Here is a 26550-nt window from a genome sequence, read left to right as displayed (position 1 = left end):
ATTTAATTCAGCAACTAAAACGCCCAAGTATTCCTATGTGCTTGGTTTGATTTAAATTGTCGTGTGGTAGGGCTACGCCCCGCTCGCTATTTGTTCCAGTTGCGTAAGTCCTGTATACACCTAACCCTTGGAGATCCCCCTAAATCCCCCTTAAAAAAGGGGGACTTTGATTCGTTTCCGGTTCCCCCCTTATTAAGGGGGGTTAGGGGGGATCGAATTCTATGCAGATTCATAAAAAATTGGTATTACGTCTTTTATTACTCTGAAAAAATAAAATATTTGTAGGTTGGGTTGAACTTTAGTGAAACCCAACAAAATTAAAAATTATTAGTGTTGGGTTTCGTTCCTCAAACGCCACTTGCTTCTCCCAAGGGGAGACGCTACGCGAACAAGTCGGGAAACCGCAAGGGCGCAGTAGCTCCCCAACCTACCGCTAATATCATGTTCGACTTACTACTTATGTCATTGCGAGCGTAGCGCGGCAATCCCAAACCTTTGCGATTGCTTCATTCCACTTCGTTGCATTCGCAATGACATATTATAAGTGATTTGCCGAACATGATATAACTAGATAAATGACCAATATTAGTTATTGCGATCGCACGACGTTTCGTATTCTCAGATGAGCCTAGTGTATGATTAATAAGGTTAATCGGTTCTGGTGGGAGTCAGCTACCAGAGGTAACGGGGAAAGTTCGGTGCAAATCCGGCGCTGTCCCGCAACTGTGAACCAATTTGCGATTAAGTAACTAAGTAATCGAAAATCCCAAATTGAGTAAGTCAGGATGCCCGCCGAAATAAATTTATCAGTTCCACATCTCTGCGAGGTACAGATGACTACTACTGTAAATATTTCCCCAACTAGCCCCTTGGGTGTTGCTGAACATACTTTATTTGTTTGCAAAACCTGTGCCAGTACTTGGCAAGATGGAAAACGCTTAGGTGAAAGTGGTGGTCAAAAACTTCTACACCAACTTCAGCAACTTGCACAAGATTGGGATCTACGAGATCAATTCCCAATTCAGGAAGTTGAATGCATGAGTGCCTGTAATCGTTCTTGTGTAGTCGCCTTTTCTGCTAAAGGCAAATTAACATATTTATTTGGTGATTTAGCCGTTGATACTAGTGCATCTGCGGTACTGGAATGTGCTAGCCAATACTATGCTAAAGCAGATGGTTTACTACCTTGGTCAGAGCGTCCAGAAGCGTTGAAAAAAGGCATTTTGGCAAAGATTCCATCTTTATCTTAATGATGCGCGTTTTGATTTTGGGTGGGACGGGAGATGCCGCAGAATTAGCTGCCATTGCGACTAGCCAAGGGTTAGAAGTAATTACGTCTCTAGCTGGGCGCACTCGTGAACCTTCAATACCATTGGGTGATTTACGGGTTGGCGGCTTTGGTGGCGTGGCTGGATTGGCTAGCTATCTGCGAGTCATGGAAATAGATTTATTAATTGATGCAACCCATCCTTTTGCTAATCAGATTTCCTTTAATGCGGCAGATGCGGCAACAGAAGTTGGAGTACCCCGTCTGATGTTAATTCGTCCGCCTTGGGAAAAGGTAAGTGGCGATCGCTGGATTGAAGTTGATAGCGTTGAAGCCGCAGCAGCATCTCTGCAAAACCAAGCACAGCGCGTATTTTTGACAGTTGGTAGGCAAGAACTCGCCGCTTTTGCTCACCTAGATAAAATTTGGTTTCTAATGCGGATGATTGACCCTCCTGGCGATGATGCTTTAGTGCCACCGGGGATGGTATTGTGCGATCGCGGGCCATTTACTCTCAATAATGAAAGGCAAATCCTGATTCACAACAACATTGATACGATTGTGAGTAAAAATAGCGGTGGCGATGCCACAAAGTCCAAGATTATTGCCGCGCGAGAACTAGGCGTGAAAGTTGTGATGGTAAATCGTCCAGCCATACCGCCAGGGGAGCAAGTTAGTAATGTTGATGCTGCTTTGGCATGGCTATTTGAGCGCTGCTAATACCTTATATCGTTCTGGAATTATCCTTGCGGAATAAATAATCCTAATTGTACCAATTTCCGTATAATACACGGGAACCTTCTAGAAGATTTGCGATCGCGCTAACGATTATCTATGAAAAATCTCGCTCTATCTGCCATAGCCCTCGCTACCACAGCTGGATTCGTTTTCGGGACAATGCAAGCCGCCTCTGCTTTAAGTTGGGACTGGAATTATTCTGGTTCTGGCATAGCCGCGAACGGTAGTTTTATCACTAATGACACTCCTAATGATTTGGGTTTTTACTTAATTTCTGAAATTACTGGTACACGAAATGGTGAAACAATTACTGGTCTGCAACCCGCCGGAACTCCAATACCAGGAAATGAACCTTTTAATGTTGACAATTTAATTAGTCTTAATACTGTGCAGTTAACAGGTGACGGTTTTGGGTATTCCACTTCGGGAGGAAACTATTCTAGTCCATTTTTCGCTAGTTTTTTGCCGACACCAGGTTACTTAGAAGTTTTTTCTGCACCGCCAATTATACCGGGTTTTGAAAATTTAGGATTGGAAGATAGTGAATTACCCATTAGTTTTTCTGCAAGCATCATCACCATTCCTGAACCCAATTCTATTTTTAGCCTACTCATCATCGGCACTCTTGGCGTACCTTTAGTACTCAAACGTAACAATCCATCCAAATTAACTCAGAAGAAACTCGAAAAAGTTTCTTAAAATCATTGTACTCTTGCAGGCAAAAAAGCTACGCGTAGCGTCCCGCAGGTAAAGACTGAAATTTAAGCTACGTGTTGATGTTGCGGATTTTAAACTCCTAAATGGACGATAAAAATTGTGATGTTTCTATAGGCTCTTTGAGACGATACAGATGAAAGTAATATAGCAACAGTGGTATTTTTGCATTCAAATTGATACCGTAATTTTGTCTAGAGATAGAACTCTATCGCCCCTACCAACGGTAGATTAATTTTTAAAAGGAGTTTGCTGTCATGTCCACAACACCAACTACTCGATTAATTTTAGAGACTTTACTCCCCCATCTGAAAGTAGCAGCAGCTTATGCTAATTTTCTTCAACCAAAAATTGCTGCACTTCCCGCTAAAGGACAAGAAAGCAACTTTTTTAGTGCCGCACTGACTGATGCAGATGTGGCTATTCAAAATTTAGTAGAAGTAGTGTTACTGGGGACTTTCCCAGATATTCGTTTTTATGGTGAAGAGTATGAAAGTTCTAACAACACCAAGTATTTTCGCGCTACCGACCTCGGTTCAGAAGGTGATTATTTAGTCACACTCGACCCCATCGATGGCACAAAATTTTACATGGATGGACATTCTAATTACCAAATTATTCTCAGTATTCTAAATTCGGATGAGTTTGAAGCAGTAATTGCCATTTCTCCTGCCCAAAACATTTATTTTTATGCCCTTCGAGGTGAAGGTGCTTTTAAAGGGACGCTGGAAATGAGCTTAGAAGCCTGTGCCCCATTACAGATAACATCCGCCCAACCTGCTATTTTGTTGGGATGGGGAATGAATGCGATCGCAGATTTACTAAAAGATCGATATAAAGTCATCGATATAGCGACTGATTACTCTAGTGATATTGAAATTCCCAGTCTCAATGGTATTCTCAGTGGCGATTTAAGTGGAGCAGTCATCAAATCGGGTAAATTTCTTGATAGTGCTGCACTCGCTTTTATTGCAAAAGAGGCTGGCTGGATTGTAACTACTCTAGACGGTTCGACTTTACCACCACTGCATACTTGTGAAAACTATAGCCTACCTGGATTGCTCGTAGCTGCCTCAGAATCGGTTCATCAAGACCTGCTGAAAGCGACGGAAAGCCTAGCTGTTTGAGGGTCAATAATTAGTTAATTATTTGCTAACTATTCCTAAACAAAATGAAAGTTTGTATTGTTGGCGCGGGTGCGATTGGTGGATATTTAGGGGCAAAACTGGCACTAGCAGGTGAAACAGTGACACTAATTGCTCGTGGTTCTCATTTGGAGGCAATTCAAAAAAATGGGCTGAAGTTGCTCATGGCAGACGGTTCTAGCCAAATTGCAACTCCATTTCTGGCAACTAGCGATATTCAGGTAGCCGGGCCACAAGATGTAGTAATTTTAACTGTCAAGGCTCATAGTGTTCCAGCGATCGCACCTTTTCTCCCTGCACTCTACAACCCTGATACGATGGTGGTGACAGCCCAAAATGGCGTTCCTTGGTGGTACTTCCGCAAGTATGGCAGTGAGTATGAAGATACGCGGATTCAATCTGTTGACCCAGATGGGATTATTGAAGCTAGTATCGGCGCTGACCGCGCTATCGGTTGTGTTGTTTACCCGGCAACTGAGATAATTGAACCAGGTGTGATTAAGCATATTGAAGGCGATCGCTTTACTCTTGGTGAAATCGACGGCACTAAAACAGAACGCATTCAATTATTAGCACAGACTTTAAAACAGGCAGGATTCAAAGTACCAATCCGCAATCAAATTCGCACAGAAATTTGGATTAAATTGTGGGGAAATGTGGCATTTAATCCGCTCAGTGCCTTAACTGGTGCTACTCTAGAGGATATTTGCCGCTATCCCCTCACCCGTAAACTAGCGCGGCAAATGATGACAGAAACTCAAGCGATCGCGGAAAATTTGGGTATAAAGTTTGGCATCACTTTAGAACAGCGAATTAATGGCGCAGAAAATGTTGGCGCTCATAAAACCTCGATGCTACAAGATATCGAAGCCGGACGCCCCACCGAGATAGATGCTATTGTTGGCGCAGTCGCAGAATTGGGAAAACTTACTCAAATTCCCACACCTCATATTGATGCGATTTATGCCAGCGTCAAATTGTTGGAGACGACCAAAGTAAGAATTTGACAGTCGCTAATTACAACATTTCATTACTCTGCGTACCTCTGCGCTTACCTCCGCGTTCCTCTGCGTTTAAATTTCAACCCTCAATTCCCCACGATTCTACGCGTTTAAGATGCGGAATTTAAATGATTTATTAATTATCAAGTTCATGAAGAAAAAGAAAATATGGCTATCAACCATACTAGTTGTAGCATTAGTAATCAGCATTATCGGACATAGTAATTCTCTAAAAGCTGTCTCATCTTTAGGTAAAGATACGCTGACGATGATTACTTCGCCAGATTATCCCCCTTATGAGTTTTATGATACAAAAGGAGGCGATCGCCAAATTGTTGGCTTTGATATAGATATTGCCAAAACCCTTGCTGAAAAACTAGGGTTTAAACTTCAAATAATGGAATCCGATTTTAATGGGTTAATTCCTGCACTCCAAGCAAATCGCGCTGACTTTGTAATGGCTGGAATGACTCCGACTCCAGAACGTCAGAAAAATATTGACTTTTCAATTATTTATTACGAAGCCAAAGATACCATTGTCGCTCCTAAAGGTAGCAGCCTGAAGCAGCCCCAAGATTTATCAGGAAAAAAAGTTGGTGTACAACTAGGAACGATACAAGAACAAAATGCCCAGAAAATTGCTAAAAAATTTGCGGGTATTCAGCTAAAGCAACTCAATAGAGTGCCGGAAGTAGTTCAGGAAATTAAATCTGGACGAATTGATGCAGCAATTATTGAGGATACCGTCGCTAAAGGATTCGCCCAAGCTAACCCAGATTTAGAATTTAATATTATTCCCTCAGAGGAAGCAAGTGGATCTGCGATCGCTTTTCCTAAAGGTTCTTCCTTAGTAGAACCGTTTAACAAAGTCCTTCAAGAAATGAAGGACAATGGCACATTGGCTAAACTAGTAACCAAGTGGTTTTCAGAGAACACTACCGCCAATTCTGCATCTTCAACTCCTACCAAAGGCGGATTAAATCTCGACTTTACCAGAATTCTTCCAGACATTCCCTTTATTCTGCGGGGAATCCCTTTAACTTTGTTGTTTACCCTATTATCTGTATCCTTGGGATTAATCTGGGGAACAATACTGTCTCTATTAAAAATTCTCGGCATCAAACCGCTTACCTGGGTTGCTAACGCCTACACCTCTGTTTTTCGAGGCACACCCTTGCTATTACAGTTGGCGTTGGTTTACTACGCAACACCTCAGCTTACAGGCTATGACATTTCAGCATTGCAGGCTGGGGTGCTAACTTTTACCCTAAATTCTGGTGCTTATATGTCGGAAACTATTAGGGGTGGGATTCAAGCGGTAGATAAAGGGCAAAGTGAAGCGGCGATGTCTATGGGTGTTCCCTATTGGTTGATGATGTGGGATGTGATTTTGCCCCAAGCATTGAAGAATATTCTCCCAGCATTGGTAAATGAAACTATCGGATTGCTCAAAGATTCCGCGCTGGTGTCAACCATTGGGGTGGTGGAAATATTACGCAGCGCCCAAATCGTTGGTGCAAACAAGTATATTTATTTTGAACCACTGCTATTTGCAGGGTTAATCTACTATGTTTTAGTAATGGGTATGACCTTGGGCGCATCCGCTTTAGAAAGGAGGTTACGGGAAAGTGAATAATGTAGTAATTCGCACGGAATTCTTATGTAAATCCTTTGGCAAACTCGACGTACTCAAAGACATTTCCACTGAATTTTATCAAGGGGAAGTGGTTGCCATATTAGGCCCTTCTGGTTCAGGGAAATCTACTTTTCTGCGATGCATAAACTTACTAGAACAACCCACCCGAGGCAGAATCTATTTTCACGATCAAGAAATCACCAAGCCCAAGGCAAACATTGCTAAGGTGCGTCAGCAGTTGGTGATGGTATTTCAACATTTTAATTTGTTTCCCCACATGAATGTGCTGCAAAATGTCACTTATGCACCCATAAAGGTGAAAGGAATTAACAAGCAAAAAGCACAAGCAGATGGCTTAGAATTGCTTGCTAAGGTAGGTTTAGAGTCAAAAATGTCTGTGTACCCCTCTAAACTATCGGGGGGACAGAAACAGCGAGTAGCGATCGCTCGTGCATTAGCAATGGAACCAGAGATGATTTTGTTTGATGAACCTACCTCTGCATTAGATCCCGAAATGGTTAAGGATGTACTGGAAGTGATGAAAGCTTTAGCACTTTCTGGAATGACAATGGCGATCGTTACTCATGAAATGGGCTTTGCCAGAGAAGTTGCTAATCGGATTATGTTCCTCGACCAGGGAATTTTAGCAGAAGATGCTACTCCTAGCGAGTTTTTCCAAAATCCTAAGTGCGATCGCGCTAAACAGTTCTTGGAAAAAATGCTTTAGAAAATTAGGAATTTGCCGCTTTTTTTATATTCTTGAAACTTTTCTAAAACAGGGCGATCGTTTGGCATTAGCGTAGGTAAGTCTGCCAAATCAAAAAATTCCAGCGCCAGCGATTCTCAATCTAATCAAGCGGACATGATATAATGCATCAGCTCACGTTGCAATTAAAGTTGCGATCGCCCTTCTAAAATATAAATAAAATTAGTTTTATAAAATTAGTGTTTCGAGCTTTGCCTGTACTTCTTCTATTAAATCCTGTGAAACACTTTCAACGAATTTTGCCCTTCTAGCTTTCCAATCGAGTGTTTTAATTTGGTCAGCTAACACAACTCCTTTTGCACTGGAGGTCTGCATAAAAACTTGTATCAACTCGGGTTGCAATTTTTGTTGCAGACCAACGTGAGCCGTCTGCGGTTAGCATGATGCTGAATATCCAGAAATGTGGATGAAAGGTAAAAGGTCAAACTCGACTAACTAGCTATAATCTTAGAGACAGTTTATAAAGAAAACCTAAAGGTAGCAAATAGCGATCGCCTGATAACAGGATAATGCACCTGAACAGGTTAATCCTTCCCATCAACCTCTAACTATGGCATCTATACCTAAAATTCTCGCCTTTGCAGGCAGCACCCGGATTGATTCTTACAACAAAAAATTGGTAAAAATCGCGGCGGCTGGCGCTCAGGCAGCAGGCGCAGAAGTGACTTATATAGACCTCCGCGATTTGCCCCTACCTCTGTATGATGAAGATTTGGAAGCTCAAGAAGGGCTACCAGCCAACGCCCGCACTTTCAAGGATTTGCTGATTTCTCATCAAGGATTGCTGATTGCCTCGCCGGAATATAACAGTTCACTCACAGCAGTTTTGAAGAACGCCATTGACTGGGCATCCCGTCCAGCCCCGAATGAAGCGCCGTTAGCTGCTTTTGCAGGTAAGGTTGCTACTATTATGAGCGCTTCCCCAGGCGCTCTTGGTGGTTTGCGGGGATTGGTTCACCTGCGGTCTATTTTGGGAAACATCAAAGTTTTGGTACTTCCCGACCAAATTGCAATAACCAAAGCTTACGAAGCCTTTAATCCTGATGGCACGTTAGTAGATCCTAAACAGCAAGGATCTATTGAAAAGCTAGGCGATGGCTTAACAAAAATATTGCTGAAGCTTAATTAAATTATTCAATTTGATAGTAGATAACCAATACCTATCATTAGCACAAAGATGCCATACAGCTTTTTCATCAACTCGCTGCTAATAAATGGCTGATTTGCAAACAATGCCCCGAATAAGTTCCCCACGATCAAAGCAACTGCAATAATTAGTGCATATTTGATATTCAAATTACCATTGCGATGGTAAACTAAGGCTACTAAAATTTTGCCAATCGGCAAAATTTTAGTAGCCTTAGAAGTTCCTGTAGCTAGTTTCTGATCTAAACCAATTACTAATACTATTGCTGGAACCATAATTGCGCCGCCACCGATACCAAACATTCCGCCAGCAACACCAGAAACTAAACCAATTAACAACAGTTGGATAAAAATATTAGACTTGAAGAAGAATTCAGAAGCTCAGAATTCAGGAGTCAGAATCATTGAGTGGGGGATTCAGACACGCCACTCATTGTAGACCGCTAAATGTTCGCGCAGCGTCTCTGAAAGAGAAGATTTAGCGGGGGTCTTAAACCCCTAGATTCATTCACCAGTCGTACAGAATTCATGCTGAATTCTGACTCCTGACTCCTGAATTCTGTTTGATAAAAATGATCGTTAGATTAAAAATTATAAATTAATTTTATGGGAAAAGATTGATTTGGGTAGCATTCCATGCACACCTTTGTGGGGATTGTTTACAACTTGAGTGATATGAAAATTCACAGCTAAACTACACAATACATAAGCATCTTCTGGCGACAAATTTACAAAGCGTTCCAGAAAATTAATCATGTTTTTCAAAGCCAGTTCTAAAGCTTCATCTAAGGTTGGAGCAAAGCCCATTGTGATGATATAAGTTGGAGTTTCAGCAATTGGTGTTGTTAGTTGTAAATCCTTGCGAAGCTTGAGGGTAATTCTACCGTTCATGGAAGTTTCAATGGCGGTGACATTTACTTCACCATCTCCCTGTGCAGAATGCCCATCACCAATAGAAAATAATGCACCTGGTACGAAAATTGGCAAAAATAAACGAGAACCAGCTTGTAATTCTCGGTTGTCGATATTACCGCCGTAAGAACCTGGTGGAACAGAAGTTCGAGAGGTTTCTGGAGTAGCGACACCAAGAATTCCAAAAAACGGTTTGAGCGGAATTTTTATGCCAGCACCCGCCGGAAATTCTGCGATATTGTTTGTTAAATCTAGAGGAATGAATCTTAAAGCAGGTTTAGGAAACTGATGTGGTAAAGCTCCCCAACCTGAACGAAGGGCATTAAAGCCAACAGGTAAACTAGGTGCGATCGCATCTAATTGTACTTCTAAAACATCCCCTGGTTCGGCATCGCGCACATAAATCGGCCCTGTAAGTAAATGCGGCCCCCCAGCAATTTTGCGTTCTGATAGAAGATTGTGGCAGATGTCGATAAATTCTGGTGTGACAAATTCAGGTGGTGCTTTGTCATAAACGTAGTAACCAGTATAAGTTTCCACATCAACCGTATCACCAGAATCAATAGTGAGTGCTGGTTCTAGCAGATGGGAGAAACCACCCAAATGCACGGTTTCCTTAGTAGCTTTTAAAATGTAATGAGTCATATCATATCTGCCTAATCACTTATCAAAAAACTCTTTGCGTAAAAGCGTTTTCTTAAATAATAAGTATTTAAGCTGTTTTTCTATTTCTGTCAAGCTTCAGATGAAAGGATGCCTACTAGTACTCGTACCAAATCTTCTAAACCTTCAGGAACACGATAGAGTTTAATATCTTCTGTAATTAGCTTTTGTTGTCTATTGAGTGTACCAAATTTCCAGTCATCTCCATTAGTAACTGCGCCAAATAAAATTGATGATTGATCATCTAGAGTTTGAGCCAGAGCTATTAATTCTACTGCTAGCTGTGTAAACCCTCTTCTAATATCTGATTGTTTTGCTTCAATCACCAATAGAGAGTTAGATTTATGTAAGTAATAACCCAAAGTACCTTTGAGATTTTCATTGACATTAATTGGATACTCACTATATAGTTGAGCTTTTGTCTGATCGCAGATTTCAGCAAGGATAGGAGCAATCATAAATTCTCTGATTGATATCTCAGCCGTTGGATTAAAAAGCTTTATATTGCGCTGTAAGTAATTTTGCAAAAATTCTAGATAGCTAATATCAGCAAAGTATCTTGGTAATTCAAGCTCTGTGCGAGCATAGCTGTACTCAAACTCAGCTACTACATCTATTGTTGGGTTAGGTAACAAAAAGTATTGACTAAAAGTATAACTTTGCTCAGGTTTTAAAATTCTATATTTGTTCATGATTTTTATTGTTAATGAACTACACCGGAGATATTACGAATTACAATTAGGAATTAATAATTGATCTGATTATCTCAATAATTTGCTAAACTCCAACTTTAGGGATAGCAAATAAGAACAATTTGAGCAGGGAATTTGGAGGGGTTGCAGAGTGGCTGATGATGAACGCATAGTCAATGCACAACAGATAAATCCAAAAGACTTTTCATGGGGATTATGGCCTGTTGTGCCACTCTACCCTTATGGCAGGCGGCAGACAATCCGTAAAGAAGTGGTCAAAGACACAATCTGGAATTTTGACCAGATTCAGGGCATTTTCTACGTTGTTGTACCGATTCGCATGACTGTTGTTAAGCTCGAAGCCGGGGGTCTTCTCATCTACGCACCTGTTGCACCAACCCCAGAGTGTATCAGGCTTGTGAATGAATTGGTGGCGGAACACGGTAATGTTAAGTACATTATCCTGCCAACTATCTCCGGTATAGAACATAAGGTATTCGTCGGCCCCTTTGCTAGATACTTTCCGAATGCACAGGTGTTTGTGGCTCCCCATCAGTGGAGTTTCCCGCTAAATCTCCCACTTAGTTGGCTTGGCTTACCTCCGAAACGAACTCAAGTACTTCCAGAAGATAGTAGCAAAACACCCTTTGCTGACGAGTTTGATTATGCAATGCTCGGGCCCATCGAGCTTGGCCCTGGTCGGTTTGCAGAAGTTGCTTTTTTCCACAAGCGATCGCATACTCTTTTAGTAACAGATTCTGTACTGTCTATCCCAGAAGATCCACCTGCGATCGCACTTTTAGATCCATATCCCTTACTATTCCATGCTAAGGATGATGCTACTGATGTTGTTGCAGATATTCAGGTAAATCGCCGTAAGGGTTGGCAGCGCATCTCGTTGTTTGCTTTGTACTTTCAACCCAATGCACTAAATATCCGCCAATGGAGTCAGGTGTTGCAAGATGCCTTGAAAGCACCAGAACGCTCAAAGAAAGCTTATTTTGGATTGTATCCCTTTAAATGGGAAGAAAATTGGCAGCGATCATTTGATGCTCTGCGAGGTGATGGGCGTTTGTTTGTCGCGCCAATTTTACAGACGCTGATTCTCAACCGCGCACCGAAAGAAACCATCGACTGGGCTGATAAAGTTGCTAGTTGGGACTTCGAGTGGATTATTCCTTGCCACTTTGATTCACCGATTAAAGCCAAGCCGCATCAGTTTCGCCAAGCTTTCTCTTTTTTGGAAAAGCAGCCTGCTATCAGTGCGGGTTTGTTCAGCAGTAGCAGCTATCCTTTGCCAGAGGCGGATTTTAAACTACTGAAAGAAATCGATACAGGTTTGAATAAGTTTGGTATTGTGCCAGCAGCAAAAGAGAAAGTGTAGGATAGAGGGCCAATTAGATTTTGTCAGCTTAATGTAATTACATTTAAAGCATAAGTGAAAGTACAAGGACATCCAACAGGGGCTAAGAGGTTAAGATGTCCTTGATAACGCTTTTTATATCTGTGTCGGCAGGACGTTTTGCAAACTGCTCGTGACTATAAATCCATACAAGTTTAATTACGCAGTCAATTGTATTGACTAAATACATCAATCTGATTTGTCCAGAGCTCCTTTGGAAACCTTTAACTCGAGCTTGTGAAATGACCATCCTTGAGGTAATTTAATTTTTGCAGGTAAGGGTTCGTTACGAGAATTGATAGGATACTGGTCTTCAATCAAATCTTCCAAGACTTCTGCCACAAGTGCAACAAAATCTGCTCTGTGAACTTTTGCAAGTTTTTTGAAAGAACGTATGAAATTCTCGCATTCTTCAATCGAGAAGGGAGTTGAGCCAGTCACGCACTTCTCCTTTGCGAATACGAGTTGATGATTCCGAAGTTAAAGCTTCCTTCAAGGTTTCGGACATTACATATTTATACACAGGATTGTCACGCTCTATCAGGTCTAGCTTCTGATAGCCTAACGCTTTCAAATCCTCAAGAAGAATCGGTTCAGTTGATCTAGCTTCAGGTGGCAGCCCTTTGCGAGCTTTCTTCCAAGGAAACTCAAAATGGGTCATATCACTAAGTAGATAGGCATGATAGCTACCAAAATATTCCCAAATTTCTTCTAAAAGTTGTTTCTTTTCGTTAGGAATCTGTAACAAGAACTCTTGAGTAGGGATAGGTAATTGTTTAGCTTCAAATTCACTGTAAAACCTGTAAGCCGGAGGACACACAGGGCCATATCGCCATGCTTGGATTTCTTCTTCAAACAATGGTTCATCGTACAGGGCTAAATGTAAGCTTTGTGAGTAATACAGAAGCTTTTGAACCTTCATATTGGTCATTTCTGCTTCTATACTGTCCTCATAAGCTCTCGCGATAAAATAGCGAGCTGCATTAAGACAATCGATCATACTCAGATCCGCAAATTAAAACAGACTTCCGACTTTAACAAGTTTCAAGAGTAACTCACACATACTATTATAATTGGAGCGTGTAAATATATAGTACATATTTACTAAATATTATGATAAATGATTTTTGTAAGTATCTTACAAACAAAACTGTAGCTTAGATTAAACTCAGTACGATCGCCTATCATCGTAAGTTGAGTTGAAGCAGCCAACCCAACATTTGACATTTTCTTACCGTTTGATTCCCTTAAACCGTTCTTGCGCCGCCTGAAAGGCTTCTTGCATTACCAACTGAATTTTCTGGGGATCGGGTTTCTTACCTCCCATTAAATCACCAAAGTAAAGGCAGGCTGCTTCTCCTAATGCCCAGGTGTAGGCAGCTGCCCAAGACGCTGCGATCGCACTACCAAAACCTGGTATAAATTTAATTAATTCCCGTGCAATCGCCTGTGCTAAAAAACCACCTGCGATCGCACTGACAACGCCCCCCGCCTGAGATGGAGTAACTGTTTGCCCATATAATTTACCCAACAATCCCACCATTGATACTTGCAAGGCAGTGAGTACGGGCATTGTCGCAAATGGCAAAGGTACAGCCGCAAGAGTGGCAGACATAATAGAAAATGGCAAAATATAACGGCGTGCAGCATCTCGGTAAAGATTACCAAGTTGCTTCCCAGCTTCTTCTTGATCTAATAGTTGATAAATCGCCTGGGCTTCTGCTTCTGGGAGTAATTCTGCTAAGGAATCTCGCAGTGCTTCTAAGCCATAAAATACCGGATTATAGCCATCTTCTTCTAGGGTAAAGTCAATGAGTACAGAGCGATCGCTTATTCCTGCGAAGGCTTGTTGGATTGCGACAAATGCGCGGTTGACTTCCTGATAGTCTGGTGGATAGACAGGATGATCGACGGTATCGGTAGGATAAACCTCATGCAAGCAAGTAACTACCAGCAAACAGGGAATATTTGGATACTTATGGCGCAACTGTTGAGCAATTTGTCGCAGCGTTTCAGTTGCAAAATCATTAATTTTGACAGTGAGAAGCAGGATTCTGGCGGAACGAGTCTCTTTTTTTAAATCGCCAACTAATTCCTGAATGATTAATTGAGTATCTTGTTTAACATCACCTAGCCCTACTGTATCAGTAAAAATCAGCAACGGCAGGTCATTGGAAGGATAAGCATAGCGCTGGGTGTGCTGCGTGTGAGGACGAAAACCCTGACCAACAATTTCGGCAGAAACTCCCGTCAATCCCCGGACAATTGAACTTTTTCCAGCTTGGGGTTTACCAATTAGGAGGGCTTCAGTGGTTGGCAGTTCGGCTCGAACTTTCTCTAAAATCTCTGCAACCTGAGTTTCGCTCACACTAAACCATCCAACAAGCGTCTGTGCCACTTGTTCTACGGGTAGGAGTTGCGTTAGATGTGTTGTTGCTTTGTTCCAAACACCACCAATGCGGTTTGTCCAGAAATCATTGACCGATTTGGTAGTTGCTCCATCGGTCGGTTCACTCAATTGCTGAGAATTAGTTGACGGTGAGTCAGCATCACGTTGCTCAGTCATTTCCATCCAAACGTAGAAGACCCTTTTACTCATCTTATAGCGATTCTCAAAAGGATAACTAGTACCGTTAGTAGTGTATCAAGGGCGATCGCGTTTTGGAGGTAATGGTGTTTCCCAATCCTAAACGAACCATCGCCGTAGAAAAACGTAGCAAGGGAATTGAAATTGTATCGGTTAACAATGCGATTGTAATGACTAATACTATTTCACTTTGAAAAATGATACAAGTACGCTCAATATGGTTCGGATAAGCATTTTTCACTTTCCTTGTGGTCTAGGGAATGGGTTTGCGGGTAAAGGATGTATTTAAAACCTTTCCCCTTTTCCCTTTCCCCTTTAACCGAACCGTATTGCAAGCACGCTCGTAGGGGCATGGCAATGCCATGCCCCTACGAGAAATCTATATCTATCAGGATTTTCATGAATTGCATGAATTGATATAATAACCAACGCACAATGACAAATGACCAATGACCAATGACTAATTTATCAAATCAGTGATCGCTTTCACCAATGCATCTGGATCTACTGGTTTAGAAATATGCATTTGAAATCCTGCTGCTATTGCTTGCTGCTGATTCATTTCGCCTGCATAAGCTGTTAGAGCGATCGCTGGTACTAATCCTCCTTGTTGGGGCGATCGCGATCGCACTTCACGCATCAGCATATAACCGTCTGTTTTTGGCATTCCAATATCGCTAATTAAAATATCTGGAATCGACTCAGACAGCGCTTGTAATGCTTCCTCTGCTGATGCTACGGCAGTTACTTGTACACCGTAGTCTTGCAAAATAAAGGTAATTAAGTCGCGGATATCTGGCTCATCGTCCACTACCAAAATTTGAGTGTGTGAGGGGAGTGGGGAATCAGGCGCACAAGATGAAAATTCATTTTCTTCACGCCGAATCTGTTCACTTCTAACCAAAAGCGGTAGCTCAACAGTGAAGGTTGCACCCGATCCTTCTCCAGGACTTTCGGCTTGAACATTTCCCCCATGCATCTCTACAACTTTACGCACGATCGCTAATCCTAAACCTAATCCACCAAATGTTCGGGTAGTTGTGCCATCAGCTTGGCGAAAGTAATCGAACACATAAGGTAAAAAGTCTGACGGAATTCCCTTACCTGTATCGCTGACCTGAATTTGAGCCTGCTTACCAGCTTCCATAAGTCGAATTTCTACCCGTCCTCCTGTTGGTGTAAATTTTACTGCATTGGAGAGCAAATTCCACACAACTTGTTGAAGCCGATTTGGGTCGCCCATTACTTGTCCCAACCTGGGATCAAATATGGTCTGAATTTGAATTGACTTGGCTTGTGCTGCTAGCTGTACTGTCTCTAGTGCTGCTTCAACTACCATTACCAAGCTCACTGGACAGATATTCAAGTTTAATTTTCCTTGAAGAATGCGAGACACATCCAACAAATCTTCAATTAGCTGGGTTTGTAATTTGGCGTTGCGTTCGATGGTTTCCAAGGCTCGGTTAGTAGTTTTTTCATCAAAATTGCGAGTTCGCAGCATTTTCGACCATCCGAGAATGGAGTTGAGCGGGGTTCGTAGTTCATGGGAGAGAACCGCTAGAAACTCATCTTTAATTTTGTTAGCGATTTCTGCTTGTTGGCGTGCTGTTCGTTCTCGTTGGAGTAAATTACTGCATTCTTTCTCAACTGATTTGCGTTGGGTAATATCCAGTAAGAAAGCAACACCATTATCTTTAGAGTCATCCAGCAAGGCTATCCCCAAAACAATTGGTACTCGCTTACCGTTGCGCTGGACGTACTCTTTCTCATAAATTCTGGAAACTCCAGTGGCTTGCACCTCCAAAAGGGCGCGATCGTCTAAATGCTCATACTCGACAGGAGTAAGTTCTTTCCAATTAATTCTACCTAAAGTGGCAAACTCTTCACGAGTGTAGCCAGCTAATTGAAGAAAGGCATCATTAGCATCAACAATTAAGCCATCCAGATTCCAAAAAGCGACACCGATTAAGTTAGATTCAAACAAACGCCGGAATCGCGCTTCACTTTCACGTAATGATTTTTCTGCCCGTTTGTGTTCTGTAATATCACGAGAAACAGTAATCACGCCTTCAATAGTTTGGTTGGAATTCCGTAATGGTGTGAGGATGTATTCATAATAATGCACCTCATCAGCAGTAACATATTTACACTCATCCTTAATTGGCTGCCCAGTTTCCATCACAACTTGTCGTTGATTATCTAACTGCTCTACAAAATTTGTAGATAAATTCAGTTCTTGCATCGTTTTACCCACAATATCTTGGGGCTTAAAGCCTAGTAAAGTAGCTCCATCACGACTAACGTACTGATAGCAACCTCTACGATTAAAGATGTAAATGTGATCGACTGAGGCGGTGAGGATGGCATTTAAAATATTTGCCTGTTCTTGGACTTGCGTCGTGAGTTCACGAGTACTTTCTACTGCTTGCTTGCACACAGTAGTTTCCATACAAACTCCGATCATTCGCACAGGTTTTCCCTGGTCGTTATAGATAAATTTTCCCTTGGCAGAAATCCAATGTAGACTTTGGTCTGAGCGAATTATGCGAAATTCATCGTTGTAGTCAGTCTTTTGTGCCAAAGCCTGGACAATCCCTTGCATTACAGATTGCCTGTCTTCAGGATGAACGCACTTTTGAAATGTTTCGTAAGGGCCGTCAAAACTACCGGGAAGCACACCAAAAAGCGCTTCATAATTCTCAGACCAGATGACTTCATTCGTAACAATATTCCAATCCCACAAGCCCATCTGGGAAAACTCTAGAGCTAGCTTGAGCCTTTTTTCACTCTCCCCCAGCAAGACTTCTACCTGCTGCCGCTGGGCAATTTCTTGTTGAAGTTGCTGTAAAATTACTGTCATATCTGTAGGCAGATTAAAGGCTGTGGATGTCGCCTGTTCAAAATGCCATTTTTTTACATCATACTCACCAACTCGAATCTGGGTATTTTGTGCTGCTATAGCCAGTTTTGTTTCTAGTTGTATTAATTGATCTTCAAGCGCTGCTTGCCTTTGTTGATAATATATTTCTGATTGTTCTAACTCAGCTACACGCTGACGTAAAAATGCTAATTCATCAGTTAATTGAAGGTGAATTTTATCAACATTTGGCATCTTGCACACTGCTCACAACTCCAACAATCAATATTGATTTGAAGAGTAGGTATCATCTATTTTTATAAGTATGGATTTTTAAGTTAACAAATGCAATCCATCAAAAGACACATAAACAAATTAAAATTCAAAATTCAAAAATTTAAAACACAGTTCCAATAACCGTAGTAGTGCGGGTGTCACTGCTCAATAGATGTAAGTTAAATTTGGAACAGCTTAGGAGCTAATTAAATTAATTTTATCAAAACATAATAAAGGTGTCAGTCGTCAGAATTCAGTTGGCTATTCTGTACCACTGGCGGATAGCGCAGCATTAGCGAGTCCGCGCACTCCTGCAAAGAAGTAAACTAGGTGCAGCGTCTCGTCAAGAGCATCTTGATTCGGAATTCTCAATCCTTCTTAAAATTGCGTAACAAAGTTTTATTTTATCTACTTACTGAAAAGCTAAATTTATTTCTTTAGACGCATGAAAGCTGCACCAATCAATAATCCTACAATTTGCCCCCAGAAGACAGCACCCGATTGATTTACGCCAACGGGAGGAATATTTAAACTACCGATACCATAAAATAATTGTTGTACAAACCACCAAAATATATAGAAAAAGGCTGGAAGTTCGAGGGGAATATAGAAAACTATTAGCGGCAAAATTGTGTCAATTTTAGCTTTAGGAAACTTCATAATATATACTCCTAAAACAGCTGCGATCGCACTATTGCCCCCAATCAATGGTACTGTCGAACTAGGTTCAGCCAGAATTTGTACTAAAGATGCGATCGCACCAGTAGCCAGATAAAATCCTAGATAGCGTCCATGCCCTAAAATATTTTCTACAGTTTTCCCAAAAACCCACAAAAATAGTAGGTTTCCTAATATTTGACTAAAACTGCCGTGCAGAAATATTCCCAAAAGTAGTGAAAATGTTCGCCAAATTACAATTATCCAAGCAGCAGAGTTGTTAAAAAAGAGTGCATTTGTAATTGCCCCACTAATCTGCGCTGGAATCACACCCCAACTATTGATAAAATATCCTAATTCACCACTAAATTCTAGTTTAAGTTCCCATAAAAAGACGGCAATATTAATACCAATTAACCAATAATTAATAATTGGCTTACTCCGACAACGAATATTATCACTAATAGGAATCATACTAATTCGTAATTCATAATGACGCTCGAAGACTCGCTAACGCTACGCTAACGTAATTCATAATTAAGAAACAGCAGATATTCCTATCTGCTCCTCTGCTACCCACTCCCTACTCCCTACTCCCCGTTCCCCTTATCCCCTTAAACGTGTGGCAAGATTGAAATCAGATCGCATCGCACTTAATTAGGCAAACGAGATGCTGGGAAACACACTTGTAGGAAGATACCAAATTATTAGTAACTTGGGAGGTGGGGGTTTTGGTGAAACTTTTGTGGCTTGCGATACCCAATTACCCGGTTCACCCCTATGTGTCGTTAAGAAACTTAAACCCCAGGCAACTGATGCCGTAACTTTGGAGACAGCTAGGCGTTTATTTGATACAGAAGCACAAGTTCTGTATAAATTAGGAACTCACGATCGCATTCCCCAACTTTTAGCTTACTTTGAGGATAATGCCGAATTCTATCTCGTACAGGAATTGATCGAAGGTCATGACCTGAGTGAAGAATTAACATCAGGAAAAACCCTAAGTCAAGAGCAAGTAATTTCACTTTTACAAGAACTTTTGACAATTTTAGAATTTGTCCATCAACAGAATGTAATTCACCGTGATGTTAATCCCCGAAATATCCTCAGACGAAAACCAGATGGCAAATTAATCTTAATTGATTTTGGTGCAGTTAAACAAATTGCCACTCAAGTTATTACACCGCAAGGTCAAACTCTAGCAACAGTAGCTATAGGTACACCTGGATATATCCCTGGAGAACAAGCTCATGGTACGCCCAAATTAAGCAGTGATATCTATGCTGCGGGAATAATTGCTATTCAGGCTCTCACTGGATTATCACCAGAGGAAATAGCAAAAGATGCTGATACTAACGAAATTATCTGGCACGATAAAGCGACAGTAACGCCAGAATTTGCTCAATTCTTAGATAAAATGGTGTGCTACGACTTTCGGCAACGTTATCCTTCGGCAACGGTAGCATTACAAGCGCTGAAAGAGTTAACACAACCACCTGACCAAACAATAGCATTAACTCCTATTTCTCCACCAAAAAATATAAATAAACCTCAACCAAAAAAAGGTATATTAGGTAAAATTTTACTAATAATATTTTTTATTGGTGTTAGCGGAGTAGCATCAATATTTATTTTGAATCACATTAATTCAAATAATGCCATAGAATTATCTAAACAAGGAAATACGCTTTTTGATTTACAACGCTATCAAGACGCGCTAGCAGTATATGAAAAAGCCGTTAATATCCGCCCAGATTATGCTCAAGGCTGGAATGGTCAAGGCAAAACGCTGTATAAATTAAAAAAATACAAAGATTCTTTAGCAGCGTATGATAGAGCAATTCAAATTCAGCCAGATTATTTTGAAGCTTGGAGCGGACGGGGCTTTGTGTTGGGAAGTTTGCGCCAATATCAAGAAGCGATCGCCTCTTTTGACAAAGCCTTACAATTAAATAATGATAATTCAGAAGTCTGGAATGCGAAGGGTGAAGCTTTCAGTAATTTAAACCAATATGACCAAGCAATTAAATCTTACGAGAAGGCGATTGAACTCAAACCAGATAATTATGAAGCTTGGTACAAAAAAGGATTAGCTTTACAAAGTTCTCAGCGATATGAAGAAGCGATCGCAGCATACCAAAAAGTCGTCGATTTAAAAGCAGACTATGAGCAAGCCTGGTATAATCAGGGGAATGCACTAGTAAGTTTGCAACGCTACCAAGATGCGTTCACCGCTTATGATAAAGCTGTACAATACCAGTCAAATTATTATCAAGCTTGGTTGTCAAGAGGTAATGTCCTGTTAAATTTACGACGTTATCCAGAAGCAATTGAATCTTTTAATCAAGTAATTAAATACAATCCTAGTAATTATCAAGCATGGTATAATCTGGGTTGGTCGCTGCATCAAAGTCAACGCTATGAAGAAGCAATAAAAACTTATAATAGAGCAGCAAAAATTAAGCAAAATGACTATCAAGTCTGGTATAATCTGGGAAATTCACAATATATATTGCAGAAATACGAAGATGCGATCGCGTCTTATAATAAGGCAGTTCGTTATAAACCAGACCATTCCGAAAGCTGGTATAGCAGAGGTAATGCGCTATTAAATTTGAAACGGTTTCAAGATGCGATCGCGTCTTACGATCAAGCAATAAAATACAAGTCTAATTACCAACAAGCAATCGACGGTCGCAATCAAGCCCAGATTCAACTGCAAGGCGAGAAAGCAAAGCCTATAATCGTGCCAATTATCCCAGATCCTAATCCTACTAATCCACCGCAGACGACACCCTAGTAATCGACCAATACAAAAATGACGGTTGAAGGCAAGCAGGGGAGGCAGGGGGAAGGCGTCATTTCTCCCTGCTAATAGCCCCCTCGCCTCTTCGTTGATGCAACTGGGCAATGCTGGGCTAAATTCGGTGGTAGCTGGTACGGACATCAAGATTATGCCTTGGCAACAGAGACAGCCGCAGTCCGCACCAGGCACTCCGCTGCGCCACCGAATTTTCCTCAGCTGCTGGATTTCCCATAGAGGCAAAAAAGAGCATGAAAAATTTACCAAGGCATGATTGTGCCTAGCATGGTGAATGCGATTTTTTTCTTTATGATGCGGCAGTTTTTCGTTAATTTTCCTAAAGAAATAAAACAAGTAGCACAACTCAATGGCTTAAATACCTTTGGAATTTTCCGATATATTGTCTTAGCCTTTAGCAAAACCAGCACTAGCAGCGCAGCCAGTTTTTGGGTTCATGGGGAGTTGGAATAATTTTTTACTGCCTATAGTTATCCTATTTGGGCCAGAAATGTTTACCCTCCCTTGGGGCTGAACCCCTTTAAAGGTAAATACATCAGCGATTGGAAGTAGATTATGGCGGCTTCTATAATCTTCATGCCGACTTTAGGTATTTACGCCTTTTTTAATCGTTACTTTATTCAAAACGTCGCCTTTACCGGGGGAAAGGTTAATAGGCATAGGGCATTGGAAAACTCTTTCCTTCTTCTTTACTCCCCACTCCCCCTGCCAAACAGTATTTTGGGCAACAAATTGCACTCCTAACGTGATATTGGTATTACAGAGACTCAATCTCTATTTATCAGTTAAATAAGCATTATGGGTTTTGCAGACCTATCGATCGCAGAGATAGCAGCCGACTACAGCATTCCTGTAGAAAAAGTGTTTTCTCTGTGCAACCAACTGGGAATCGCCTACAAACACCAAAAGACCCGTTTGGCGTTAGAAGATGCAAAGGCAATTATTTCCCAAATATCGTCTGAAATACGCCCAAAAGGTACTAGCGACTCGCTGGGTGACAACGAAGCCACCTGAAGGGTTATCTCGGCTTTGGCTAATCACTGATACCTAATGACAAAAAACAATGAGTCATTAGCAATTAGCAGCTTGGAGATTGAGAATCGCGTTCTTAGTTGTGTTGAGCGTCAAAATTTTTAAGGGGAAACATGTTTAGAAGACTAATTGGCGTTGTGGTGGTTACTGTTTTACTCTCGTTTCAGTTGCTTGTCGGTAGCGCGACAGCAGTGGAATTGGACGAAGCTACCCGAACAGTGCCATTAAATACTCAGGGTGAGACAACTGTACTCAGCCTTAAACAAGTCAAAGAAGGCAAACGCTTATTTAATTACGCTTGCGCCCAATGTCATGCGGGGGGAGTTACCAAAACAAACCAGAACGTGGGACTCACACCAGAGGATCTGGCACTGGCAACACCTAACCGTAACAACATTGAAGGCTTGGTAGATTACCTGAAAAATCCCACTACTTACGACGGGGAAGAAGAAATTTCCGAAATACACCCCAGTATCAAAAGTGCCGATATTTTCACAACAATGCGAAATCTAACCGATGAGGACTTGGAGGCGATCGCCGGTCATGTTCTCTTACAACCTAAAATCGTTGGCACTAAGTGGGGAGGCGGGAAAATCTATTACTAAATTCTGGAACTGAATCATTGGGAATAGGGTATTGGGTATTGGGTATTGGGAAGAATTCATTCCCCATTCTCCATTCCCCATTCCCTAGTTTTCACCAAAGTTTGGCTGCTTCGGTTCTCACAAGGGCACAAAAAATTTTTTAAAAGTCAAAATATTCCTAAAGTAAAAAGAAAAATATCTTATTTTACTGTTACCTTTATTGGCAGGCATTTTGTGCTATGTCAACCTAGTATTTATTACTGTTTGCACAACTTTTTGCCATAAATTGCTCCCCATTCTTAAAAAAAAAATTGATCTATGACAGATTGTCATATTTGGCGTTGATTTTATTTAAAATGAGAAAGGGAAAAAAATTATATGTTAGGAGAGAGGTATGAAATTAATTTCGGCAAGCTTGCGACGCCTTAGTTTAGCTGTGTTGACAATCCTTTTAGTTGTTAGCAGCTTTGCTGTTTTTACTCCCAGTGCTTCGGCTGAAACCTACACGGTGAAATTGGGTAGCGACAAAGGAATGCTGGCTTTTGAACCGAAAAAGTTGACCATTAAACCAGGCGACACGGTTGAATGGGTGAACAATAAAGTTCCTCCCCATAATGTTGTCTTTGATCCTGCCAAGAACCCCGCCAAGGATGCTACTTTAGCAAAATCTCTGTCTCATAAGAATTTGCTGATGAGTGCTGGTCAAAAGGAAAAAACTACCTTTCCCGCAGACGCACCTGCTGGTGACTACACTTTCTACTGCGAACCCCACCGTGGTGCTGGCATGGTTGGTACAATCACTGTCGAAGGCTAAGAACATCGCCGTTGACAACAAGATAATTTCTCAATGAAATTAGCTCATAGCAACACGCTACACTCCTAGAGTGACGCACAAAATTCATGAAATGGCGGTAATGAGTCCTATCAATCTCCTAAGACGCTAAACAACCTGTAGCGATGGAAGGATGAACTCTTACCGCCAATTTTGATCAAATTTGACTTAATCAGAGATTAATCGCGTTTATACTCTTGCTGGAGGCTTGTTGCGAGGAAATTCTTTTGAGAATACTTTTATTAATCCTACTGTCGGCGATCGCTCTATTCAAATTGGCATTCATTAGTCCAGCACTAGCTGCCGAAACATCCAACGGTGCTAAAATTTTCGAGGCTAACTGTGCCTCTTGCCATATAGGTGGCGGCAACATCCTGATTAGCCAGAAAACCTTGAAAAAGGAAGCATTGTCAAAGTACCTAGAAAATTATGATAGCGACTCAATCCAGGCAATTATCCATCAAGTGCAAAATGGCAAAAATGCCATGCCTGCCTTTAAAGGCAAGTTAAGCCCTGAGGAGATTTTGGAGGTCGCTGCTTATGTTTTTCAGAATGCAGAACATGGTTGGTAAAGTAGGGTAGCACAGATGTGCTACCCTACTTTTTATTTATTAATCCAAAATCACCCACTGGTGATTATTTCTCTAGATTAGACTTTTCTCTGTTTTCCTTCACTTCACGCAACCGTTCTACTAATTTTTGATCAGATTCAGCAGAGGGTGTAGGCTGACTCTTATTCACTCTGGGCAGCAATAACGGTTCGGAAGTAGTAGCTGCCGATGAAGGTGTGGGCTGGCTATTTCTGATTTGCAATTCAGAGAATGGTTTAGAAGTAACTGCTGGTGAGGGGATAGGTTGATTGCTATTGACTCCCGGTATAGATAATGGTTTAAGAGTACCTGTCGGTGAAGACGTAGGCTGGTTATTTTTGATTCGCAGTTCAGATAATGGTTTGAGAGTACCTGCGGGTGAAGACGTAGGCTGGTTATTTCTGATTCGCAAATCAGGTAATGCTGCTGGTGAGGGGATAAGCTGATTGTTATTTGTTCCCGGTGCAGATAATAACGAGGGCTTTTGCTCTTGGGTGGTAGCTGTACTATTGCTACCGTTGTTTTGGAAAAGGAGATTAAATGGATAGGAACTAATCTGTTTATCTCCCTTGGGGGATTGCTTGTTGAAATATTCTCTTGCTTGTGATTGCAATTCCGGTGAGACTAGCTTGTCTTGAAACTTAATATCTAAGACCTTACCATCAGGATCTACCACTAATACACCCAAAACAGCACCTTGAAGATTCGGCTTATCCGTGGGTAATGTTTGACGGATGACTGGTTTTTGTTCCGCGTCAGGGTATTCTTGCTGGACTTTTTTTCTCAGGTTGGCGTAGGAGTCAAGCTGTGTGTAGACGCTTTGCGGCTTGTCGTTAGACATTGCCTGTTGAGTTCCCCTCGCCGATAAATCGCCTATCTGGGATGTGCTTGCCCTAGTTCCAATTAAAGTATCCCCACTTCTTGGAGCTTGTTTTAAAGAACTTATCAACTGGTTTTGAGGAATTCTAAACGCATCATTAATCGGTTGCGTCATTTGTGAAGTTGTATTTACCTGCGCTGTTGCAATGGGAGCAGTGTCAGATAAGTTGGGAGATTGGGCATTTTGCAGAATCTCATCAGGTATTTTCTGCGACTGCAATTCTGGCAACCTATTTACATCCAAAGGCTTAGGTGGCTCGTATTTGCTGGCAGTGTTATTTACAGGGGAAATTGAAGGAGAAAATTTCGGGCTGGTATTAAATTTAGAATTGTCAAATTTAGACGCGTCAAACCGCAAATTATTACTAGGAATCATCCGCAAAGACTGCCTTGGAGGCAAGGAGGAAACCCGATAGTTATTTGATGATGGGGGCAGCGGAGGTAGTACCAACTGGCTGGATGGCGGTGGTGCTAATGGTGATAATCCAGCTTGGGTGCTAAAGTTTGGAGTAGAAAGTGGGGCTATTGGAGGAAGTTGTTGTAAACCAATTTGGGGCGTGGTTTGTGGTAAACGGTTTTGGTCGGCTTGGCTCAATTCCAAAAGTCCGACTGTTTTAGATGATGCTGTTTCTTTGGGCTTGTTAGAATCCACAGGCATCAATGGCACAATCATCGCGATCGCACCGTGAATGCCAAGGGAAGCTATAGCTGCTATCCCAATTGGTTGGCTTAAGATTTCTGGTATATTTTTCAGCAGGGAGACGTAAGACATAGCTGTTATCGTTCACTCACTCAGTTGCAGTTGACTAGGGATTTTCTCTTTCCGAATATATTGCAATATCTGGCAAGAGATGCGTTCCTCCGAGGAAATAATAAGTTCCTCTACTGGCAATCAAAACGCCAAAGTTGCCATTTATTTAAGTTTCTAATTGATCAATAACGGTGTTTCATATCTTCAAATTTGAGCTTGCTAAAGAGAAATTTGAAAAATTACTGTTTTTGATTTTTGATTCTTATGACGCACACAATTAAAATTAATATCTGGGATATTTATAAAGTTTAAGTGAACACCCAAATCTCAGTACATCCCAACATCTGCGGAAGTTGCCTTGTTTTTCTATTGTTTTTCAGTCAACTGAGCTTTTGTAGCAGATGGCACACTTGATTGTTACCAGGATAGACCCTATGTGAAAATACTACCACATCAGCAGCCCTTAAAACTGTTGCAAATTGTACAATTACTATTGAAATTCTCGCCCTAAACTCCACCAAAGCTATTTGAGTTCTGATAAAAGGAGTCGATAATACAATCGTAATTCTAGCTTCCGAATCTGACTACTTCTGCTTCAAAAA

25 protein-coding genes, 1 pseudogene and 1 riboswitch are annotated in these 26550 nt (G+C 41.3%); of the genes and pseudogenes, 15 read left to right on the top strand and 11 right to left on the bottom strand.

The genetic code is table 11. The features are described 5' to 3' along the window. Positions 1–636 precede the first annotated feature (636 nt). A riboswitch (cobalamin riboswitch) is annotated at positions 637–811 on the top strand. A gap of 22 nt (positions 812–833) precedes the next feature. The 7 genes from H6G97_RS22525 to H6G97_RS22495 all read left to right on the top strand — a co-directional run bounded on the left by H6G97_RS22525 (position 834) and on the right by H6G97_RS22495 (position 7228). Beyond that, positions 834–1250 (top strand): DUF1636 family protein, encoded by a 417-nt coding sequence (locus tag H6G97_RS22525; RefSeq protein ID WP_190942888.1) that lies wholly within the window; start codon positions 834–836, stop codon positions 1248–1250. Positions 1251–1252: 2 nt separating this feature from the next. Beyond that, on the top strand, positions 1253–1987 hold the full coding sequence (locus H6G97_RS22520) for a cobalt-precorrin-6A reductase (RefSeq protein ID WP_190942893.1): 735 nt from the start codon (positions 1253–1255) through the stop codon (positions 1985–1987). A 114-nt stretch (positions 1988–2101) separates the two neighbouring features. Further along, a complete protein-coding gene (locus H6G97_RS22515) occupies positions 2102–2704 on the top strand; it encodes a PEP-CTERM sorting domain-containing protein (RefSeq protein ID WP_190942887.1) in 603 nt (200 codons plus the stop codon). Between the two features lie 272 nt (positions 2705–2976). After that, entirely contained in the window at positions 2977–3846 is an 870-nt protein-coding gene (locus H6G97_RS22510; RefSeq protein ID WP_190942886.1) for an inositol monophosphatase family protein, read from the top strand. A 44-nt stretch (positions 3847–3890) separates the two neighbouring features. Beyond that, the gene (locus H6G97_RS22505) at positions 3891–4871 is read left to right on the top strand and encodes a 2-dehydropantoate 2-reductase (RefSeq protein ID WP_190942885.1); all 981 of its coding nucleotides are present in this window, start codon (positions 3891–3893) and stop codon (positions 4869–4871) included. Between the two features lie 145 nt (positions 4872–5016). Next, on the top strand, positions 5017–6501 hold the full coding sequence (locus tag H6G97_RS22500) for an ABC transporter permease subunit (RefSeq protein ID WP_190942892.1): 1485 nt from the start codon (positions 5017–5019) through the stop codon (positions 6499–6501). Then, positions 6494–7228 (top strand): ATP-binding cassette domain-containing protein, encoded by a 735-nt coding sequence (locus tag H6G97_RS22495; protein ID WP_190942884.1) that lies wholly within the window; start codon positions 6494–6496, stop codon positions 7226–7228. Before H6G97_RS22500 ends, H6G97_RS22495 begins: the two co-directional genes overlap by 8 nt. 207 nt (positions 7229–7435) lie before the next feature. On the opposite strand, the gene H6G97_RS22490 is transcribed toward H6G97_RS22495, so the two are convergent. Next, positions 7436–7597, bottom strand: a complete 162-nt coding sequence (locus H6G97_RS22490; protein ID WP_479684971.1) for a type II toxin-antitoxin system PemK/MazF family toxin — start codon at positions 7595–7597, stop codon at positions 7436–7438. 220 nt (positions 7598–7817) lie between these two features. Here H6G97_RS22490 and H6G97_RS22485 point away from each other — a divergent pair, with 220 nt between their 5' ends. Continuing rightward, positions 7818–8396: an NADPH-dependent FMN reductase gene (locus tag H6G97_RS22485; RefSeq protein ID WP_190942883.1), complete on the top strand. Its 579-nt coding sequence runs from the start codon at positions 7818–7820 to the stop codon at positions 8394–8396. 5 nt (positions 8397–8401) lie between these two features. On the opposite strand, the gene H6G97_RS22480 is transcribed toward H6G97_RS22485, so the two are convergent. The 3 genes from H6G97_RS22480 to H6G97_RS22470 form a co-directional block, all read right to left on the bottom strand. Then, on the bottom strand, positions 8402–8752 hold the full coding sequence (locus H6G97_RS22480) for a TSUP family transporter (RefSeq protein WP_277883318.1): 351 nt from the start codon (positions 8750–8752) through the stop codon (positions 8402–8404). Positions 8753–9004: 252 nt separating this feature from the next. Further along, positions 9005–9970, bottom strand: coding sequence for an acetamidase/formamidase family protein (locus H6G97_RS22475; protein WP_190942882.1), 966 nt, complete (start codon positions 9968–9970; stop codon positions 9005–9007). An 89-nt stretch (positions 9971–10059) separates the two neighbouring features. Next, a complete protein-coding gene (locus H6G97_RS22470) occupies positions 10060–10680 on the bottom strand; it encodes a hypothetical protein (RefSeq protein WP_190942881.1) in 621 nt (206 codons plus the stop codon). 151 nt (positions 10681–10831) lie between these two features. Between H6G97_RS22470 and H6G97_RS22465 the strand changes: the two genes are divergently transcribed. Further along, on the top strand, positions 10832–12064 hold the full coding sequence (locus tag H6G97_RS22465) for a DUF4336 domain-containing protein (RefSeq protein WP_190942880.1): 1233 nt from the start codon (positions 10832–10834) through the stop codon (positions 12062–12064). 207 nt (positions 12065–12271) lie between these two features. On the opposite strand, the gene H6G97_RS52790 is transcribed toward H6G97_RS22465, so the two are convergent. The 6 genes from H6G97_RS52790 to H6G97_RS22435 all read right to left on the bottom strand — a co-directional run bounded on the left by H6G97_RS52790 (position 12272) and on the right by H6G97_RS22435 (position 18933). Beyond that, positions 12272–12523: a hypothetical protein gene (locus H6G97_RS52790; protein ID WP_242055099.1), complete on the bottom strand. Its 252-nt coding sequence runs from the start codon at positions 12521–12523 to the stop codon at positions 12272–12274. Next, complete coding sequence (locus H6G97_RS22455) at positions 12495–13013, bottom strand: Panacea domain-containing protein (RefSeq protein ID WP_242055097.1); 519 nt, start codon at positions 13011–13013, stop codon at positions 12495–12497. Before H6G97_RS22455 ends, H6G97_RS52790 begins: the two co-directional genes overlap by 29 nt. Before the next feature lie 300 nt (positions 13014–13313). Continuing rightward, complete coding sequence (locus H6G97_RS22450) at positions 13314–14648, bottom strand: GTPase family protein (RefSeq protein ID WP_190942890.1); 1335 nt, start codon at positions 14646–14648, stop codon at positions 13314–13316. 67 nt (positions 14649–14715) lie between these two features. Beyond that, positions 14716–14910, bottom strand: coding sequence for a hypothetical protein (locus tag H6G97_RS22445; protein ID WP_190942878.1), 195 nt, complete (start codon positions 14908–14910; stop codon positions 14716–14718). A gap of 219 nt (positions 14911–15129) precedes the next feature. Then, positions 15130–17781: a hybrid sensor histidine kinase/response regulator gene (locus H6G97_RS22440; RefSeq protein ID WP_190942877.1), complete on the bottom strand. Its 2652-nt coding sequence runs from the start codon at positions 17779–17781 to the stop codon at positions 15130–15132. 450 nt (positions 17782–18231) lie between these two features. Further along, positions 18232–18933: a rhomboid family intramembrane serine protease gene (locus H6G97_RS22435; RefSeq protein WP_190942876.1), complete on the bottom strand. Its 702-nt coding sequence runs from the start codon at positions 18931–18933 to the stop codon at positions 18232–18234. A gap of 196 nt (positions 18934–19129) precedes the next feature. Here H6G97_RS22435 and H6G97_RS22430 point away from each other — a divergent pair, with 196 nt between their 5' ends. The 6 genes and pseudogenes from H6G97_RS22430 to petJ all read left to right on the top strand — a co-directional run bounded on the left by H6G97_RS22430 (position 19130) and on the right by petJ (position 24300). Next, positions 19130–21259, top strand: coding sequence for a tetratricopeptide repeat protein (locus tag H6G97_RS22430; RefSeq protein WP_190942875.1), 2130 nt, complete (start codon positions 19130–19132; stop codon positions 21257–21259). A gap of 264 nt (positions 21260–21523) precedes the next feature. Continuing rightward, positions 21524–21928 (top strand): annotated as a pseudogene (locus H6G97_RS22425) (carbohydrate ABC transporter permease); the annotation flags it as partial. 150 nt (positions 21929–22078) lie between these two features. Then, entirely contained in the window at positions 22079–22294 is a 216-nt protein-coding gene (locus H6G97_RS22420; protein ID WP_190942874.1) for a hypothetical protein, read from the top strand. Between the two features lie 131 nt (positions 22295–22425). Further along, positions 22426–22917: a photosystem II cytochrome c-550 gene (gene psbV / locus H6G97_RS22415; RefSeq protein ID WP_190942873.1), complete on the top strand. Its 492-nt coding sequence runs from the start codon at positions 22426–22428 to the stop codon at positions 22915–22917. A gap of 373 nt (positions 22918–23290) precedes the next feature. Beyond that, entirely contained in the window at positions 23291–23710 is a 420-nt protein-coding gene (gene petE, locus H6G97_RS22410) for a plastocyanin (RefSeq protein WP_190942872.1), read from the top strand. Between the two features lie 245 nt (positions 23711–23955). After that, positions 23956–24300, top strand: a complete 345-nt coding sequence (petJ, locus tag H6G97_RS22405; RefSeq protein WP_190942871.1) for a cytochrome c6 PetJ — start codon at positions 23956–23958, stop codon at positions 24298–24300. Positions 24301–24364: 64 nt separating this feature from the next. On the opposite strand, the gene H6G97_RS22400 is transcribed toward petJ, so the two are convergent. Next, positions 24365–25969, bottom strand: coding sequence for a hypothetical protein (locus tag H6G97_RS22400; RefSeq protein WP_190942870.1), 1605 nt, complete (start codon positions 25967–25969; stop codon positions 24365–24367). Positions 25970–26550: the final 581 nt, after the last annotated feature.

This window comes from Nostoc flagelliforme FACHB-838, from assembly GCF_014698065.1.
Lineage (GTDB): Bacteria > Cyanobacteriota > Cyanobacteriia > Cyanobacteriales > Nostocaceae > Nostoc > Nostoc flagelliforme_B.
The sequence above is the reverse complement of the archived record's forward strand: the minus strand, read 5'-3'. Positions and strand labels throughout refer to the sequence as shown.